General features: G+C 64.5%; 17 protein-coding genes. 7 read left to right on the forward strand and 10 right to left on the reverse strand.

All coding sequences use genetic code 11. The annotated features are described in order from the left end of the window. Positions 1 to 18 precede the first annotated feature (18 nt). The 10 genes from ACLB6G_RS13490 to ACLB6G_RS13535 form a co-directional block, all read right to left on the reverse strand. Complete coding sequence (locus ACLB6G_RS13490; RefSeq protein WP_410356700.1) at positions 19 to 1,725, reverse strand: hydantoinase B/oxoprolinase family protein; 1,707 nt, start codon at positions 1,723 to 1,725, stop codon at positions 19 to 21. Further along, complete coding sequence (locus ACLB6G_RS13495; RefSeq protein WP_410356701.1) at positions 1,722 to 3,752, reverse strand: hydantoinase/oxoprolinase family protein; 2,031 nt, start codon at positions 3,750 to 3,752, stop codon at positions 1,722 to 1,724. The genes ACLB6G_RS13490 and ACLB6G_RS13495 overlap by 4 nt, the downstream gene beginning before the upstream one ends. A gap of 57 nt (positions 3,753 to 3,809) precedes the next feature. Then, positions 3,810 to 4,547, reverse strand: a complete 738-nt coding sequence (locus ACLB6G_RS13500; RefSeq protein WP_410356702.1) for an ABC transporter ATP-binding protein — start codon at positions 4,545 to 4,547, stop codon at positions 3,810 to 3,812. After that, a complete protein-coding gene (locus ACLB6G_RS13505) occupies positions 4,544 to 5,524 on the reverse strand; it encodes a branched-chain amino acid ABC transporter permease (RefSeq protein ID WP_410356703.1) in 981 nt (326 codons plus the stop codon). The genes ACLB6G_RS13500 and ACLB6G_RS13505 overlap by 4 nt, the downstream gene beginning before the upstream one ends. After that, complete coding sequence (locus ACLB6G_RS13510) at positions 5,521 to 6,399, reverse strand: branched-chain amino acid ABC transporter permease (protein WP_410356704.1); 879 nt, start codon at positions 6,397 to 6,399, stop codon at positions 5,521 to 5,523. Before ACLB6G_RS13510 ends, ACLB6G_RS13505 begins: the two co-directional genes overlap by 4 nt. 16 nt (positions 6,400 to 6,415) lie before the next feature. Then, entirely contained in the window at positions 6,416 to 7,246 is an 831-nt protein-coding gene (locus ACLB6G_RS13515) for a polysaccharide deacetylase family protein (RefSeq protein WP_410356705.1), read from the reverse strand. 11 nt (positions 7,247 to 7,257) lie between these two features. Beyond that, positions 7,258 to 8,403, reverse strand: coding sequence for a C45 family autoproteolytic acyltransferase/hydolase (locus ACLB6G_RS13520; RefSeq protein ID WP_410356706.1), 1,146 nt, complete (start codon positions 8,401 to 8,403; stop codon positions 7,258 to 7,260). Positions 8,404 to 8,503: 100 nt separating this feature from the next. Next, positions 8,504 to 9,727 carry an amino acid ABC transporter substrate-binding protein gene (locus ACLB6G_RS13525; protein ID WP_410356707.1) on the reverse strand — a complete coding sequence of 408 codons (1,224 nt, stop codon included), beginning with the start codon at positions 9,725 to 9,727 and terminating at the stop codon, positions 8,504 to 8,506. Positions 9,728 to 9,755: 28 nt separating this feature from the next. Next, entirely contained in the window at positions 9,756 to 10,463 is a 708-nt protein-coding gene (locus tag ACLB6G_RS13530; RefSeq protein WP_410356805.1) for an ABC transporter ATP-binding protein, read from the reverse strand. Between the two features lie 180 nt (positions 10,464 to 10,643). Next, positions 10,644 to 11,453: an IclR family transcriptional regulator gene (locus ACLB6G_RS13535; RefSeq protein WP_410356708.1), complete on the reverse strand. Its 810-nt coding sequence runs from the start codon at positions 11,451 to 11,453 to the stop codon at positions 10,644 to 10,646. A gap of 126 nt (positions 11,454 to 11,579) precedes the next feature. Between ACLB6G_RS13535 and ACLB6G_RS13540 the strand changes: the two genes are divergently transcribed. The 7 genes from ACLB6G_RS13540 to ACLB6G_RS13570 all read left to right on the forward strand — a co-directional run bounded on the left by ACLB6G_RS13540 (position 11,580) and on the right by ACLB6G_RS13570 (position 17,234). Next, positions 11,580 to 12,743 carry a M20/M25/M40 family metallo-hydrolase gene (locus tag ACLB6G_RS13540; protein ID WP_410356709.1) on the forward strand — a complete coding sequence of 388 codons (1,164 nt, stop codon included), beginning with the start codon at positions 11,580 to 11,582 and terminating at the stop codon, positions 12,741 to 12,743. A gap of 41 nt (positions 12,744 to 12,784) precedes the next feature. Beyond that, complete coding sequence (locus ACLB6G_RS13545) at positions 12,785 to 13,084, forward strand: cupin domain-containing protein (protein WP_410356710.1); 300 nt, start codon at positions 12,785 to 12,787, stop codon at positions 13,082 to 13,084. Positions 13,085 to 13,353: 269 nt separating this feature from the next. Then, positions 13,354 to 13,917 (forward strand): helix-turn-helix domain-containing protein, encoded by a 564-nt coding sequence (locus ACLB6G_RS13550; RefSeq protein ID WP_410356711.1) that lies wholly within the window; start codon positions 13,354 to 13,356, stop codon positions 13,915 to 13,917. A gap of 39 nt (positions 13,918 to 13,956) precedes the next feature. Then, complete coding sequence (hdhA, locus tag ACLB6G_RS13555; protein WP_410356712.1) at positions 13,957 to 14,724, forward strand: 7-alpha-hydroxysteroid dehydrogenase; 768 nt, start codon at positions 13,957 to 13,959, stop codon at positions 14,722 to 14,724. A 22-nt stretch (positions 14,725 to 14,746) separates the two neighbouring features. After that, positions 14,747 to 15,415 (forward strand): trimeric intracellular cation channel family protein, encoded by a 669-nt coding sequence (locus ACLB6G_RS13560; RefSeq protein ID WP_410356713.1) that lies wholly within the window; start codon positions 14,747 to 14,749, stop codon positions 15,413 to 15,415. Between the two features lie 3 nt (positions 15,416 to 15,418). After that, positions 15,419 to 16,420: a 2-hydroxyacid dehydrogenase gene (locus tag ACLB6G_RS13565; RefSeq protein ID WP_410356714.1), complete on the forward strand. Its 1,002-nt coding sequence runs from the start codon at positions 15,419 to 15,421 to the stop codon at positions 16,418 to 16,420. A 22-nt stretch (positions 16,421 to 16,442) separates the two neighbouring features. After that, positions 16,443 to 17,234, forward strand: coding sequence for an SDR family oxidoreductase (locus ACLB6G_RS13570; protein WP_410356715.1), 792 nt, complete (start codon positions 16,443 to 16,445; stop codon positions 17,232 to 17,234). Positions 17,235 to 17,243: the final 9 nt, after the last annotated feature.

Consider the following 17,243-nt stretch of genomic DNA (forward strand, 5'->3'; position numbering starts at 1 on the left):
TGGTCCCTGTCCTGTTTGTCATGCGTGCTCCCGGCCGGACGGAGTCCGCCCGGTTTCCGTCTCGATGCCGTAGATGGCGTGTGCCGCTTCCGGCGAGATGAACCCGTCCTCGAGATCACGTTTCACGGCATCACGGTCCCGCGCGAGCGGGTCGCCCCAGCCGCCACCGCCTGGCAGCCTGATTTCCACAAGGTCGCCGGCTTTCAGCGCGAACGTGCTCGTGGCGCCCAGTTCGGTGATGACACCACCGCGCTCGACCGTCAGACTGGCGCTGATGCCGTCGCGTCCGCTGGCGCGCCCGCGTGGCGCAAGGCGGAAGCGGTCGGAATAGAGGCTGAGCGTGACATCGTCCTTCAGGATCCGGAACCTGCGGAACATCCCCTGCCCGCCATTGAACTGCCCTTCGCCCCAGGAATCGGGAATGAGGCCGAAGCCCTCGATGCGGATATGGGAATTGAGTTGCTCGATGGCTTCGACAGGTGTCAGCCGGCAGGAGGAAAGCACATGGTCGGTGGCGTGGATCGCATCATATCCGCGCGCGGCCCCCCATCCGCCACCCAGAACGTCGAGATGGATGGAGATGCCTCCTTGCGGGTCCGAATGGGCCAGGAAGAAGCCGGTGGTGGAATTCGCCCCCTCGCCCGGAACCCGGTCCGGCAAGACCTGGGCAAGGGCATCGTGAACCGCATCGAGCGCACGGCAGCAGGTTGTCGCCCGGGCGCGCACCGGGGCGCCGGGCCTCGGGTTGAGCACCGAGCCTTCCGGAAAGACGAGCGTCATCGGCCGGTTGCAACCGTCATTGGCGGGCATCCCGGTATCGTTCAGCACGCTGCGGAGAGCGGTGACCGCGCCGGCTATGCTGCTGGCCAGCGGCGAGTTGAACATGGTTCGCACCTGCGGGTCGGTTCCCGTGAAATCGATCGTCGCCTCGTCGCCGGCGATCGTGACGGTTGCGGCAATGCGGATGGGCTTGCCCTGCGGGTCGATGCCGTCGCCGTCGAGAAAGGCCTCGCCGGTCCAGCATCCGTCCGGAATGGCGCGGATCGCGGCGCGCATCCGCCGCTCCGAATAATCGAGCGCCTCCGCCATGGCCTGCCGCACCGTCGGCGCGCCGTATTTGTCGGCAAGTTCGCACAGGCGCCTGGCGCCGACATGATTGGCCGCGAATTGCGCGTCCATGTCGCCCATTCCGATTTCGGGCGTGCGGATATTGGCGAAGATCAGCCGCTCGGCCATGCCGCCATGCCAGTCCCGGTCGATGTCAAGAAGCAGCGGCGGGACGACGATTCCCTCCTGGATGAGTTCGCGCGCGCCTGTGTTGACGCCTGCCGCGCCGCCGCCGATGTCGAGATGGTGGGCGGTACTGCCGCTCCATCCCAGAAGTTCCCCGCCATGAAAGACCGGCGTGAAGAGAATGAGGTCGTTGAGGTGCTGGCCGCCGCTATAGGGATCGTTCAGCAGGATGAAGCTGCGCGGCCCGACCTTTGTCAGGTCGAGTTGCTCCGCTGCCGCCGCGAAGGATGCGCTCATCGCCGCCGTTTGCATGGGGATCATGTCGGCCTGGGCAATGACCCGGCCCTCGGCGTCGAGAAGTGCGGTCGAACAGTCCCGCGCCTCGCGCACCACGGCCGAGAAGGCCGAGCGGATCAGGTTGGTTGCCATTTCGTCGGCGGCAGACTGCAAGGCCTGGATGAGGATGACGGTGAGCGTCGGATCGGCGGTCATCGGGTCCTCCTGAGCATCAGGTCGCCGGTGGAAAGGCACTCCGCCTCCCAGCCGGACGGCACGACCGTGGTCGAAGTCGGCTCCGTCAGGATCGCCGGCCCGCTGAGCCTCTGGCCCGCCGCAAAGCCATCCCGTGCAAGCACGGTGGCTTCGGCCGCGTTTCCGTCGATGAGGATTTCAGCCGTCGCGGGCGCCGGGCCGCTGCCTTCAGGCAGGGGTGTCGAGATGCTGGCGCCCAGGCGTGCGGTGACGCGGACGCGGTAGGAAACGACCTCGACGTCCAGACCGGCGCGCGCATAGCCGTAGTGGTTCCGGTGTTCCTCCTCGAAAAGCTGTCGCAAGGCAGAAGCGGAAGCGGTTCCGGCATCCGTCCACACTGTGAGTTCGAAGGCCTGCCCGGCATAGCGCATGTCCAGCCCGATCGCCGTCTCGCGGTCGCCTGGACCGATGCCGTGTTTTTCAGCCAGTCTGTCGGCGAGTTTCAACAGACGCGAAAGGCGCGCGGCATCGAGGCTCGTTTCATCCAGCCTGTGACGGTCGCTGTGCGTCGCGTCGATGAGCGTATCGGCGATCAGCAGGCCGAATGCGCTTGCCAATCCGGGTGCCCACGGAACGAGAACCTGCTTCATGCCCAGCAGGTCCGCCACCATCGCGGCATGGAGCGGTCCGCCGCCGCCATAGGCCACCAGGGTGAAGTCGCGCGGATCGATGCCGCGGCTGGTGGAAACCAGGCGCACGGCTGCCGCCATGTTGCTGTTCACGAGCCTCAGGACCGCGTCCGCGGCCTTTCGGGCGTCCGCATCGGTGTCCAGCGGGGTCAGCGCCGCCTCCGCCGCCGCGCGCGACAACCGGATCCGCCCCGAGAAGAACTGGTCGGGCTGGAGAAGTCCGGCTACGACCTGCGCGTCGGTGACGGTCGGCTCCACACCGCCGCGTCCGTAACAGACCGGTCCGGGCTCGGAGCCCGCGCTTTCCGGTCCGACCGCAAGCAATCCGCCCTCATCGATCCGAGCGATGGAGCCGCCGCCTGCGCCGATGGTCGTCATGTCGATCGAGGCGGTGCGAAGCGGCAGACCGTCGATCCTGAGTTCGGGAACCATGCGCGGCACCAGTCCCGGCGCCATCGCGATATCGGTGCTGGTGCCGCCCATGTCGAGCGTGATGATGTCGCCGATACCGTTGCGTTGCGCGAACCAGACGGCTGCACGCACCCCGGCCGCCGGGCCCGACATCAGCATCCGAACGGCATTGGCGCCCGCCGCCTCGGTCGGCATGACGCCGCCATTGGATTGCATGATGTTGAGGACGCCGCGATAGCCGCGTGCCTTGAGGCTGCCATCGAGCCGCTTGAGGTAGGATTCGACGACCGGCTCCAGAAAGGCGTTGGCGACCGTCGTGACCGTGCGCTCATACTCGCGGAATTCGGGCGAAACCTCGTGGCTGGCCGACACCGCGACATGCGGTGCCCGCTCCCGGATCATCTGTGCCACCGCCCGTTCATGGGCCGGATTGCGGTAGGCATGAAGCAGGCTGACCGCAATTGCCGCTGCCCCCTTCTCCAGCAGGATCTCGGTTTCGCGCCATGCGGCCTCGAGATCGAGGGGCACGATCACATGGCCGTCGGCGCCCATCCGCTCCGGCACTTCGCCGATCATGCTGCGCCGGATCGGTGGCGGATTGCGGCGGTACTGCATGTCATAGATGCCGTGGTCGCGGTCGCCGCGACCGACGATGACAACATCCCGGAAACCCGCCGTCGTCAGAAGCCCGACCGCCGCGCCCTTGCGCGTGATCAGCGCATTGGTGGCCACCGTCGAGCCATGCGTGATCCCGCCGGCCTGTTCGAGCGGAAGCCCCGCATCGCCGATCACGGTCAGCACGGCCTCGTGGATGGCCGCCGGCGTCGAAGGCGTCTTGCCCGTATGCAGGCGCCCCTCGCCGTCCGCCCAGACGAGATCGGTGAATGTTCCGCCAATTTCCACGCCGATGCGGCTGGCGCCGCCCGATGTGCCCGTTTCCCGGTTCATTGCACTCGTCCTCGATGGCGACAGGCCGGCCCGGACGCGCTGGCCCGCGGCAAGGGATCAGTTGTCCGTGTTTTCAAGCGGCTCACCCAGATAGGCGGCCACGACCTTCGGATCCGACACCACTTCCTGCGGTGTGCCCTCGGCGATCTTGCTGCCCGCATCGATGACAAGGATCCGGTCGCAGATGCTGGTGACAGCCTTCATGTCGTGTTCGACGAGCCACACCGTCGTGCCCCGGTCACGCACCTTGCGCAGGCAGTTGACCATTTCCGCCGTCTCCGTCGGATTGAGCCCCGCACAGGGTTCGTCGGCCAGCAGCAGGGATGGCCGCGTGGCGAAGGCGCGCGCGACTTCCAGCTTGCGCAGCGCGCCCATGGTCAGACCCTCGGCTGTGCGGTCGGCAAGCTCGCCGAGGCCCGCAATAGCCAGCGCCTCCTCGACGGTCGCTTCGGCGTCATGGGTTTCCGGCCGGCCGAACATCGCGCCGATCGCCACGTTCTCGCGCACCGTCAGCGCCGGGAAAGGCTTTGAAATCTGGAAGGCACGGGCGATGCCCGCCTGGTTGCGCTTGTAGGTGGGCAGCCCGGAAATGTCCTCGCCCTTGAACCGGATTTCGCCCGCCGTGAGGGGGTAATACCCGGTTATCAGGTTGAACAGTGTCGACTTCCCCGCGCCGTTCGGACCGATGAGGCCGAAGATGGCATTCTCCGGGATCTCGAAATCCACGTTCTGGATGGCGGTAAGGCCGGCGAATGATTTGGTCACGCCCCGGCCCGACAGGATGATCCCGCTCATGTCTGTGCCTCCGCTTCACGATCCTTGCCGGCCGCCGAGGTTTGGCGCCATGCCCGCAACGCGCCGATGACACCGCCGGGCATGAGCAGGATGATGACCACGACCATGGCTCCGGTGATCAGCAGATGGATGTCGAGAAAGCGCGACAGGAGAACCTGGGTAATGAACAGCATGATGGCCGTGCCGATGATGGGACCGAAAAGGGTTCCGATGCCGCCGATCAGGCAGAAGACGATCATGTTCAATGAAAAATCGAGGCGGAATACGGTGTAGGTGGTGAAGTAGCCCACGCTGTAGGCATAGACGGCGCCGAGAATCCCCACCAGCATGGCCGAAAGCACGAAGGCGGCGATCTTGTAGCGTTCGGTCGCCACGCCCAGCATCATCGCGGTTTCCTCGTCCTCGCGGATGGAAAGCAGCGCATGGCCGAAACGTGACTTGCGGACCATCATCGCGATGATGACGCAGATCAGGAGAAGCCCGCCGAAGACATAGTAGAAGAAGTCCTCCGGCGCCATTCCGTCGAGCGCCGGCGGCGGCAGGAACACGCCGACACCGCCCTGGAACCAGCTCACATTGTTGACGAGTTCGCCGACGACCTGGCTGACGCCCAGCATGGCGATGGCGAAATAGATGCCGCGCAGGCGCAGGATCGGATAGGCAATGATCACGGCGAAAACGCCGCACAGGACGCCTGCGAAGAGAACCGGAACCAGGATCGCCCATGGCCCGGATCCGAACGGTCCGGCTTGCTGGACGAAGTGGGCGGCGGCGAAGGCCCCCATGCCGATGAAGACGGTGTGGCCGAAACTCCAGTAGCCGGAGAAGCCGCCAAGGATGTTCCACGCCACCGCCAGCGCGGCGGAGAAGAAGAACAGTTGCAGGACGCGGGTATAGAACGGACCGATCCACAACGGCAGGACGAGCGCGGCGATCACGACCGCCACGGCGGCGGCAAGGGCAAGTCCCTGCTTCATCGACTTTCTCCAAATGCGTTTCCAAGCAGCCCGTTCGGCCGCACAAGGAGCATCAGCACCAGGACCAGGAACATCGCCGCCTGTGTCAGCGCGGGGCCGACATATTGCGCGGTATAGGCGTTGATCAGCCCGAGCAGCAGGCCGCCGACCAGCGCGCCGGCCGGGCTTCCGATGCCGCCCAGCACGACGACGATGAAGGCGTTGAGCGTCCAGGCCACCTCGCTGGTGGCGGTAAAGGGCTGAACGATGCCGATGATGGCGCCCGATGCGCCTGCCATCGCCGCGCCAAGGCCGAATGTCAGCCCGTGCAGGTTGCGCGTGTTCAAACCCGACAGTTCCGCTGCGAGCGGTTGCTGCGCCGTGGCACGGATCGCCCGTCCGAAATGGGTCCGGGCAAGCACAAGGGCCAGGACCGATAGCAGCACCAGGCTGGCGCCCAGCGCCACGATCCGCACGAGGTCGATCCGCAGGTCGCCGAGCGTCAGGCTCGAAAAGCTGTAAGTGGGCGTGATCGTATGCACATCCGGGCCGAAGACGATCTGCAGCACGTTGCGCGCCATCATCGCCACGCCGAAGGTGACGACCAGCGATGCAACCAGCGAGGCACGCGAAATCGCCCACTGGATGATCGTGCGCTGATAGGCATAGCCGACGGCGAACAGGACCGCGCCGATCGGGATTATGGCGATCAGCGGATCGATACCGAGCTTGGTGAACAGGACGAGCGCGCCATAGGCCCCCGCGATGACGAAGATGCCATGCGTCAGGTTGACGATGCCGAGCACGCCGAACACCAGCGAGAAACCGACGGCGGCAAGCGAATAGATCCCGCCGAGCACGAGGCCGTTCAGGGTCGTCTGCAAGAAAAGGTTCATCGCGGCGCGCTCTCTGCTAGCCTTTTTCGCCGGCAGCCCACACCCGGGCCACCTCTTCGCCTGTCGCGAACCAGACGCCGGGATGGCGGCGGATGAAGGCGATGTATTCCCGTAGCATGGCCAGCCGCGACGGCCGCCCGATGATCTGCGGATGCATGACGATGTTGACCAGCCCGCCCCAGCGGTAGATCTCGGTGAATTCCTCTTTCCAGATGCTCAGGATGTGCTGGTTGGTGTGGATCGGCCGCGGCGACTGGATGGCGAACAGCGCGTAGGGTGCGTCGTCGAGGCTCCAGTGCCAGGGCAGTTCCACCGGACCTCGCCCGCCATCGGCAAGCACATGGCGGTAGGGGCTGATCTGGTCCATGAGCGAACTGTCGTAGTCGAAGCCGTATTCCTGCAGCAGGCCGATCATGTTCTCCGACGTCTCGCCCGCCGGCGAGCGATAGCCCTTCGGCTTGACACCGACGGTCTTCTTCAGCGCCTCCAGCCCCTTTTCCAGCGCCTCGCGCTCCTTGTCGGGATAATCCGGATCGATCCATTCGTGCAGATAGCCGTGATGGCCGATCTCGTGGCCGTCCGCGGCAATGGCCTCCATGCGGTCGGTGTATTTCTCCGCTGTCCATCCGGGGACGAAGAAGGTGGCCTTCAGGTCCTCCTCGCGCAACAGTTCCAGGATCTTGGGCACGCCGGTCTTCGCGCCGTAGATGCCCTGCGAAAGCACGCCGGGGCGGCGGGCGTTGTCGGGGTTGCGCGACAGCCACAGCGTCTCGGCGTCGAAATCGAAGGTCAGCATCACGGCGCAACGCGCACCATCCTGCCATTTCACCGGGGTCATGTCGTCCATCTGGTTCTCCTTCAATGCGTGCCGGGCCGGCTGCCGCCGGCATGAAGTGGAAATGACTGGAACGGTGCCTCGCAGGGCGGGCCGTCGGTGACATGGAGCACACGGTCGTCCAGGTCGATGAGAATGGCCGCCACCGTGATGACCCGCTTTTCCGCCGGCAAGGCCGTGTCGGCATGGCGGCAGATCGCCGCCGGAGCGGAAAAGTGGTCGCGCAGCCCTTCCTCGATCACGCCCCGGTCGATCCGGCCGGTGTGCCGGCGCAGGAAACGCTCCATGCGCGGCCCGCGATAGAGCGTGTTCGGCGCGATCCGTTCCATCTGCGATGTCGTGCGCGTTTCCTTCACAAGGTGATTGGCGTGCACGACGATACCGTCCACCGGCGAGAGATAGGAGCAGTATTCCGGGGTCGCCTCGATATCCAGGATTTCACCGTCGCTGTGGCCCAGCAGGAAGTTGCTGGATGCGGTGCGGTCGGTCTGGACGACCGGCATGAGCGCCTGGTCGAAACGCCAGGCATCGAGGATTTCCTTGCAGCGCACGTGAAACGGCTTGCGCATCCCCGTGGTACCGTCGCGCGGCGTGACGAGGCCGTTGACGCAAAGGCCGATTCCGGCGGCGTTCACGCCCATCTTGGAGCCGACGATTCCCGCTTCGCTGAAACCGATGAAATCGGGTTTACCCTCATCGGGCGAGGAAGCGCGCCGCACCCGCTGGACAAAGGTCCGCCCGCGGACCTTCTCAAGCCAGTCCCAGTTCTGGCAAAGCAGCGTATGACCGTTCGCACTGGCTTCGGGCATCACGCCGAACGACGTGCAGCCCTCCTGTTCGAGACGCGTATTGGCCGCCTTTGCCTCGGTTCCGAACGCCAGGTAGGTGATTTCGTAGCGGGCGTTCAGCATCGCGATCTCGGTGGCCGAAACGCCCGCCGCACCGGCTATCGCCGCCATTTCCTCGGCATATTCGCCATTGTCGTGCCGGATGAAATCGAGCCAGCCCTCGCTCTGCGCCAGAACGGTGCTGCGGTCGGCGCCGGCAGCCTCGAAGCGGGCGAGATAGGTCTCGATGTTGTCCCGGATCGCCTCCGCCAGCGTCGTGCCATGAACCGTGCCGCGCTCCCGCGGGTCGGGACCGAGTTCGAGAAGCGGAAGGGCTGCCATTCAGTGACTCCGGTCTGGTTGCGTGATGACGCATCAGGCTTGCCGGTCCGGCTCTCATGCCGGACCGGATTTCATTTCTGGGAATGAATGGAAGGAGCGGTCAGGCCCGCTCTTTCCAGGTCGGAGCCGGATAGACCGGCGCCGCCGAGGCCCCGTCCGGCGGGGCGATCACTTCCAGTTCGCCATTCTGCCGCTGGATCAGCAGCGGGCCGAGCAGCGAGGCATCGCCATCGCCGTCATCGGTGAAGCGGATCCGTCCGTAGAAGCACTCGAAGTCGATGGCCGCCAGGGCATCGCGCACCGCGTCGCGGTCGAGCGAGCCGGCGCGCCGCACCGCCTCGACATAGGTGACGATGCAGGCCGCGCCGCTGGCCATGTGGTAGGTCAGTTCACGGCCGAAATTGGCGCGGAAATACTTGGCGAAGTCACCGGCCGAGCCGAAATAGTCACCGGAATAAGGTGCCCGTTCCGTCCAGTAGGCCTGCGTGACCACACCGTTGGCGTAGTTGCCCAGCGCGTCCTTGTAGGCGGTCGTCTGCGGCCCGAGCGTCTGGTAGAGCATCGGCACGTTGGTATCGCTCGAAACCATCTGGCGTGCGATCAGGATCGACGTCTGGTCATGCGTGGTGCAGACCAGGATGTCGGGCGTGTTCTCGCGGATCGTGGTCAGGACGTTGGAAACGTCGCTGACCCCGACGGGAAGCGCGATGTAGTCGAGCACCGTGATGCCCGCTTCCTCGAGGCTGGCGCGCGCGCCCTTGGCCTGGAATTCGGAGAAGGCGTCGTTGGTGTACATGATCGACACGCTCTTCACCTTCGGCTCGAGGCTGGTGAACATGTTGACCGAGGACACGAACTGCCGCGAGGCGCGCGGGAAGATGCCGAAGACGCGCTTGCGTCCCTGGGTGAAGATCAGGTCAGAGCCGCCGCCGGCCTGGACCATGATGCGCCCGGCCGCTTCCGTGATCGAACAGGTCGGCAGAACGATGTTGGAGCCGAAGGAGCCGAGGAAGAAATCGACGCCTTCATCGACCTGGCGCTGGATGAGCGTCGTCGCGCGCGACGGATCGGAGGCATCGTCGAACAGGTTCAGGGCGAGCTTGTAGGTATTGCCGCCGACCTCGATGCCACCCTTTTCCTCGTTGATGTATTTCACCGCGCACTGGTAACCCTGGAGCACGTTCAGGCCGGTTTCGGCCGCCGCGCCGCTCATCGGAACGGAGCCGCCGAAGGTGATGGTGTTCTCCTGGCCGAACGCGATGGAAGGCGCGGCGCCGGCCAGCACGAGGGCGCCTGAGCCTTGTAGGAATGTCCTTCTCTTCATCTTCTCTCTCCTTTTGGGTTTGCCGGCTTCAGGCCAGCCCCAGATAGACTTCCTTGACCTTGGGATCGTTGAGCAGCGCCCGACCTTCCCCGGTTTGCACCACCCTGCCCTTTTCCAGGACATAGGCGTGATTGGCGATCATCAGCGTGTGATGGACATTCTGCTCGACCAGCAGGACGCTGATGCCTTCCTCGTTGAGCTTGCGCACCAGCGAAAAGATCTGCGCGACCAGGATCGGGCTCAGACCCAGCGACGGCTCGTCCAGGATCAGGATGCGCGGCCGGGTCATGAGGCCGCGCCCGATGGCGAGCATCTGCTGCTCGCCGCCCGACAGCGAGCCGGCATTCTGGCCCTGCCTGTCCCTCAGCCGGGGAAAAAGCGCGAACACATGGTCGAGATTCTGCTGGCAATGGGCACGGGCCCGGCGGACATGGCCGCTGAGCAGGAGGTTCTCGCGCACGGTCATGTGCTGGAAGACAAGGCGGCCTTCCGGAACCAGCGCGATCCCGAGTTCGACGACCTGATGCGCCGGCAGGCCGGTAATGTCCTGCCCGTCGAAAATGATTTTCCCGGCACGCGGCCGCAGCGCACCGGCGATCATCTTCACGCTGGTCGACTTGCCCGCGCCGTTGCCGCCGATCAGCGCCGCGATCTCGCCCTTGGGCAGTTCCAGGGAGCAGTCATTGACTGCCGTCACGCCGGAATAGTCGTATGCAAGGCCGGTCACCTTCAGCAAGGCCTGGCCGGAGGCATCCGCTTGAGTTTTCCGTTCCGGTAAGGCAGACATGCTTTCTCCCAAGAGCGTATTGCATAGCGATACGTTCGCACCGTAATTAAAGTCTATGCACCCCTGTTCCTTCGTGTCAAGGCATCTCCGGCGTGCCATGACCAAAGGCCACCGACGCGCGCGCCACGATCATGCCGGACGAAGGCCTGCCGCGGCCGCGGTGACAAGCGGGCCGCAGCGGGCGACGAATTCCTCGGGCTGCCACTCCGCCAGGGATCCGGCCACATGAATGGCGCCGACCGGCCGCCCCGTCCGGTCAAGAATCGCCGCGGCGACCGCGACTTCGCCGACAAGCACCTCCTCGATCGCCAGCGAGTAACCCGTTTCCCGGACCGCCTCGACCTGACGCAGGATCTGGTCGATCTCTACCGTGGTCCGGGGCGTGATCTTTCGCCGGTCGGAGCGTTCCAGGATGTCGAGGACCTCATCGTCGCCCAAATGGCTGAGCACCGCGCGGCCGCCCGAGGTGCAATAGGTCGGCACGCGCCGGCCGATCAGGTGAGCGTAGAACGTATCCCGCTTGCTCTGCATGCGAACGAGGTAAAGCATTGTCAGATCGTCAAAAAGACTGAGATCCACGCGCTCCTTGACCGTGCGGCGAAGATCGGCGAGCACGGGAATCGCGCTGTTGACCAGCGGGTTGGAGCGAAGATAGTCGAACGAACGCTCCAGCACGCGCCGGCCGGGGACAATGCCGTCCGGCGTCTTTTCCAGGTAGCCGATCTGGACCAGGGTGTGAACGATCCGCTGGGCAGCGCTCTTGTCCATGCCGCTTGCCGCGGCAATCTCCGACAGCGACATCGCCACCGGCTTCTCGGCAAACGCCTCCATCACCCTGAAGCCGCGCGCCAGAGCCTCCACGAACAACCGGTCCGTCCGTTGCGGAGCCTCCTGGGCCTTGGCCGCATTGGCGGCCTTTTCACGTCGTGGTTCGGTCATCTCGTCCTCCCGCCATTCCGCTCGCGGTTTCCGGCGCTACCTGTCGAGGACGAGGTTTGACCGCCGCGAACATTTCATTCTATGCTCCCATGTAATGTAACCATATTGCGGAGCGATACGCTAGCAATGAAAAATACGTCGACAAGCGATTTGGACTTTTTCCGTCTTGGCTTTGACAGCAGCCGGATGGCAGCCGGTTTGCGCCAATGGGTCGAGTGCGAAAGCCCGACCTATGACGCGGCCGCCGTCAACAGGATGATGGACCTGGCCGCCCGTGATCTTTCCATCATGGGCGCCGATATTCAACGGATTCCGGGCACGATGGGCTTTGGCGATTGCGTGAAGGCCCGTTTCCCTCACCCGCGCGCATCGGAGCCCGGCATTCTCGTTCTTGGCCACATGGATACCGTGCATCCGGTCGGCACGCTGGCGGATTTGCCCTGGCGGGAAGAAGCCGAGCGGATTTACGGGCCGGGTGTCCTCGACATGAAGGCCGGCAACTATCTTTCGCTGGAGGCGATCCGGCTGCTTGGCGCGGCCGGTTTCCGAACGCCGCTGCCGGTGACGGTCCTTTTCACCAGCGACGAGGAGGTCGGCAGCCCAAGCACGCGCGCCCTCATCGAGGCCGAGGCGGCGCGTCACCGCTATGTCCTCGTGCCCGAACCGGCGCGCCGCAACGGCGGCGTGGTCACAGGGCGCTATGCCATTGCGCGCTTCGACATCGTGACGCGCGGACGGCCGAGCCATGCCGGCCTGCGCCTGGGAGAAGGCGTATCGGCAATCCGGGAAATGGCGCACCAGATCATCGCCGTCGAGGCCATGACCGATGCCGAGACGGGCTACAGCGTCGGCGTGGTGCAGGGCGGGCAATGGTCGAACTGCGTCTCCACGACCTGCAATGCCAAGGCGCTCGTCTCGGCGACCACGGACGAGAACCTGGCGCAAGCCATAACCCGCATGGAGGCGCTGCGTCCCAGTGGCCATGACGCGCAGGTCGAGGTGACCCGCGATGTGACGCGGCCGGTCTGGAAGGCCAGCCCCGCGTCCTGGGCGCTCTATGAACATGCCGCCGGCCTGGCAAGGGATCTGGGATTCGAGATCCCGCACCAGGATTCCGGCGGCGGTTCCGATGGCAATTTCACCGGCGCCATGGGGATAGCCACGCTGGATGGTCTTGGCGCGCGCGGCGACGGCCCGCATACGCTGGACGAACATATCGTCACCGAAAGTCTCGCCGAGCGCGGCCGGCTGATGGCCGCGCTGCTGGCAACGCTGGATGGCAATGTCTGACCGCCCGTGATCCGGGCCTTGCACACGAAAAGGAGGAAGGGATGGGCGATCGCAAGCAGGCACAATCGGAAGTCCAGGTCGACACGGACGTCGTCCGGGTGACGAGATGGCACTTTCCGCCGGGTACCGAGACGGGATGGCACCGCCACGGCTACGATTATGTGGTGATCCCGGTGACGGGCGGCACGCTGACGGTCGAGGATGCGGAAGGATCCCGGCCCTACCCGATCGAAAAAGGCATGAGTTATGCCCGCAACGCCGCCGTTTCGCACAATATCGCCAACGATACGGATAGCGATATCACCTTTGTGGAGGTCGAACTGCTCGACCGTGCCGGGTAGGACTCGAATGCTTGTCCTTTGCGGGCAGGATCGCCGGATCTGATTCCCGCGCAGTTCCGAACGATCTGCACGCAAACCGACGGTCGCCTCCGTGAGCGCTGGCGCAATGAACCCTGGCGGGTCGATAGCCGCCAACGTCCGGACGACGACCGGCCGGCCGGTAGAACCCGTGCGCTTGGCCGGAGTAATATTGAAGCTTGCTCTAATTGAGTTGTTGACATAACCTTTTTCGATACGGGCGACTTGGCAGAAGGCACCGGTATTCTTCGATGAAGGTTGAACAACCGACGAACCGGGCAAGCCGGCGGCTGGAAGAGGTTCGTTCCGTGTTCATGACGGAGTACCGGACCTACCAATATCGCTTTGTCGAATTCTTCATTGAACACCTGACGGACATCAGCCGCGTATTCCGGGGCGATCTCCAGGCGATGATCGTGCTGGCGATCGTGGGACAGGTGCAACTCCGGGCAACGCGCAATGCCATCCAGGCCGGACTGGATCCCGCGGACCTGTCGCCGGAACGTCTCAGCGTCAATGCATCGAGCATTGCCGAGGTCACCGGCATTCCACGCGAGACAGTGCGCCGAAAACTCGAACGGCTCGTCGAGCGCGGCTGGCTGGTCCGCAACCCTGACAGCAGTTTCTGCCTCGCCGTCGTGCAGGGCGAGGCAACGGCTAGAAACGACCTGCTGGAGCTCGACGCAAGGGCACTGGAGCGGGTTGCAAGGCTGTTCCGGGACCTGGAAGTCCTTGTGTCCGCAAACACCGGAAGTGACGTGAACATTACTGCCCAAAATGGGCAGCATGAACCTGCCGACAAGAAACAGCTCTAGCTAGTCTTTCCTCCAAACGCGTTCGTTTTGGAGGATAGGATGTTCGATCCCAGGAATTTCCGGCTTGACGGTCAAGTGGCCCTTGTTACCGGCGCCGGTGCCGGTATCGGCAGAGGGATTGCCGAGATGTTTGCCGGTGCAGGCGCATCGGTCGTGGTCAGCGACCTGAAGCAGGAAACCGCGGACGCGGTCGCCAAGGGCATCACTGACGCCGGCGGCAAGGCCGTAGGCCTCGCCTGCAACGTGACCAAGGAAGAGGACCTGCAGGCCGCCGTGCAGGCTGCGATCGACAATTTCGGAAGTCTTTCCATCCTCGTGAACAACGCCGGCGGCGGCGGACCCAAGCCTTTCGACATGCCCATGGAGGATTTCCGCTGGGCCTATGAAATCAATGTCTTCGCGCCGTTCCGCCTGACCCAGCTCGCCGTGCCGCATATCGAGGCGGCCGGCGGCGGTGCGGTTCTCAATATCTCGTCGATGTCGGCCGAGAACAAGAACGTGCGCATGGCCTCCTACAGCTCGTCCAAGGCAGCGATCAGCCACCTGACGCGCAACATCGCCCACGATCTCGGGCCGAAGAAGATCCGCGTGAACGGCATCGCGCCGGGCGCGATCCGGACGGCGGCGCTGGCCTCCGTGCTCACGCCGGAGGTCGAGCAGACCATGCTCAAGCACACGCCGATCAAGCGCCTCGGCGAGCCCGCCGACATCGCGGGCGCTGCGCTCTACCTTTGCTCGCCGGCGGCGGAATGGGTCAGCGGCCAGATCCTGACCGTATCGGGCGGCGGCGTGCAGGAACTCGACTGACACCGGACAACGGGGCTTCGCCATGCGACCGGGACCTGAATGGTTTATCTTTCTTGAAGCGATCGGGCTGTTGTCCTTCGCCATCAACGCGATGATCGTGACCCGGCCCAAGGGGCTTTCGACGCTGGGCGTCTTCGTGGCGGCCGCCGTCACGGCGCTGGGCGGCGGCACCCTGCGGGACATCCTGCTGGGGCCCGCGGCGCTGCCCTTCTTCTGGGTCGCGTTCCCCTTCTACTTTGTAAGCATTTTCATCGTTGCGGTGATTTATGCCAATTCGGAAACTGTGCAGAACCTGATCGCCAAGCGTGACTTCGTGATGAAGGAAGGGACGGAGGCGCTGGCCTTCGCATCGCTGGGAAGTCTGGGCGCGGCCAAGACGTTCAATATCCTTTCGCCCGGAATGGGAGAGGGCATCTGGGCCGTGGCCCATGTGTGGGTCCTTTGTGCCTTCCTCGGCGCGATGACGGTGACCTTTGGCGGCATCATCCGCGACACGCTCCTCAACGAGTTCCCGTCGACGCTGAAGTCCGGCAACGGCGCGCTGGAATCGGTGTTCATTGGCGCGGGTCTGGTCGGGCTGCTGCTGCTGCTCGGCGCGAGCCAACCCATCGCGCTGCTCGCGGGGTTCGTGCTCACGCTCGTCCTTCGTGTCCGCATCGTCCTGGCCGCCCGGGTCAAGAAAGGAGCCTGACCCATGAAAATCGCCGTTTTCTACGCCAAGCCTTACGAGACGCCGCGCTTCGACGAGGTCAACGCCGAGCATGGCCACGAACTGACCTATTTCGACGCCGCGCTCAACGCGCAGACGGCGCCGCTGGCCAAGGGCTTCGACGCGGTGTGCATCTTCGTCAACGACAGCGCTGACGCGGCCACGGTGGATATCCTCGCCGAGGGCGGGGTGAAGCTGATCCTCTGCCGCTCGGCGGGCTACAACCACGTCGATCTGGAGGCGGTGAAACGCAATGGCATGGCCGTGATGCGCGTGCCGGCCTATTCGCCGGTCTCCATCGCCGAGCACGCGGTGGGCATGATCCTGTCGCTGGTGCGCAACCTGCATCACCAGCACACGCGTGTTCGCAGCGGTAATTTCTCGATGGACAACCTGACCGGCTTCACGCTGAACGGCCGCGCCGCGGGTATCGTCGGCACCGGAAACATCGGCCGTGCCACCGCCCGCATTCTCAAGGGGTTCGGCTGCAGCCTTCTCGGGACGGATCCATATCCCAATGACGAGATGATCGAACTCGGCATGAAATATGTCGACCGCGAGGACCTGTTCCGGCAGTCCGATATCGTGGTGCTGACCGCACCGCTCACCCCCGAAACAAAGCACATGATCAACGCCCAGTCGCTGAAGCTGTTCAAGCAGGGGGCGGTTCTCATCAATACCGGTCGCGGCCCGCTGGTCGACGCCAAGGCCGCGCTGGAGGCGCTGAAGAACCTGGAGACGATCTGGTATCTCGGCCTTGACGTCTACGAGGACGAGGCCGGCCTGTTCTTCGAGGACAAGTCAACGACGATCATCCAGGATGACACGCTGCAACTCCTGGTCAACATGAAGAATTGCCTCGTGACCCCGCATTCGGCCTGGCTGACGCGCGAGGCGCTGCACGATATCGCCGCGACCACGCTGGGCAACGCGACCGACTTCGCCGCCGGCACGCCCGATCCGGCGCGCACGGTCAAGCTCGACTGACGTCTCACAGAAAGGACACCCCATGAGCTTCGACGCATTCGCCGATTTCCGCATGGACGGCCACAATGTCATCATAACCGGCGCTGCGCAGAACATTGGCGCGCAAATCGCCAAGACGATCTCCGCGGCAGGCGCAAAGGTGATGATCTGCGACCTGCAGGCCGAGAAATGCGCCGACACGGCATCGGACATCGCCAGGGAGACCGGCAACGAAGTCCACGGAATGGGCTGCGACGTGACCAGTGACGAGGACATCCAGGCCGTCGTCGACGCCACTGTCAAGGCATTTGGCGGCGTCTCCACCCTCATCAACAATGTCGGTTGGGGTGCTCGGCAACCCGACCCCGCCGCCATCCCCAGGGAAGAATTCCTGAAGTCCTACAACCTGAACACGGTCAGCGCCTACCGGATGAGCATGGCCTGCCTGCCCTGGCTGGAAAAGGCGGAGAACGCCTCGATCACCAATTCAGGCTCGTTCTCTTCCGCAGTCCCTGCTTACGACATCCTGCCCTATGGCACGGCGAAGGCCGCGTTGAACCAGATGATGGTGTCGCTGGCGCACATGCTGGCGACGAAGGTGCGCGTCAACTCCGTCCTGATCGGGACGGTTATCACCCCGGGCTACGCCGATGCCGGCGTCACGCCCGAGATGCAGGAGAAGCTGGCCCATCCCGACAACCTCATCGGACGGGCAGGCAAGATGGAGGACATCGCGAATGCGATGCTCTACCTTGCCTCGCCGGCATCGAGCTGGGTGAGCGGCCAGATCATCAACATCCACGGCGGCGGCCACGTCACGCGGCTATTCGGCTGATGAGTCCGC

This window comes from Zhengella sedimenti, from assembly GCF_046506625.1.
GTDB lineage: Bacteria > Pseudomonadota > Alphaproteobacteria > Rhizobiales > Rhizobiaceae > Zhengella > Zhengella sedimenti.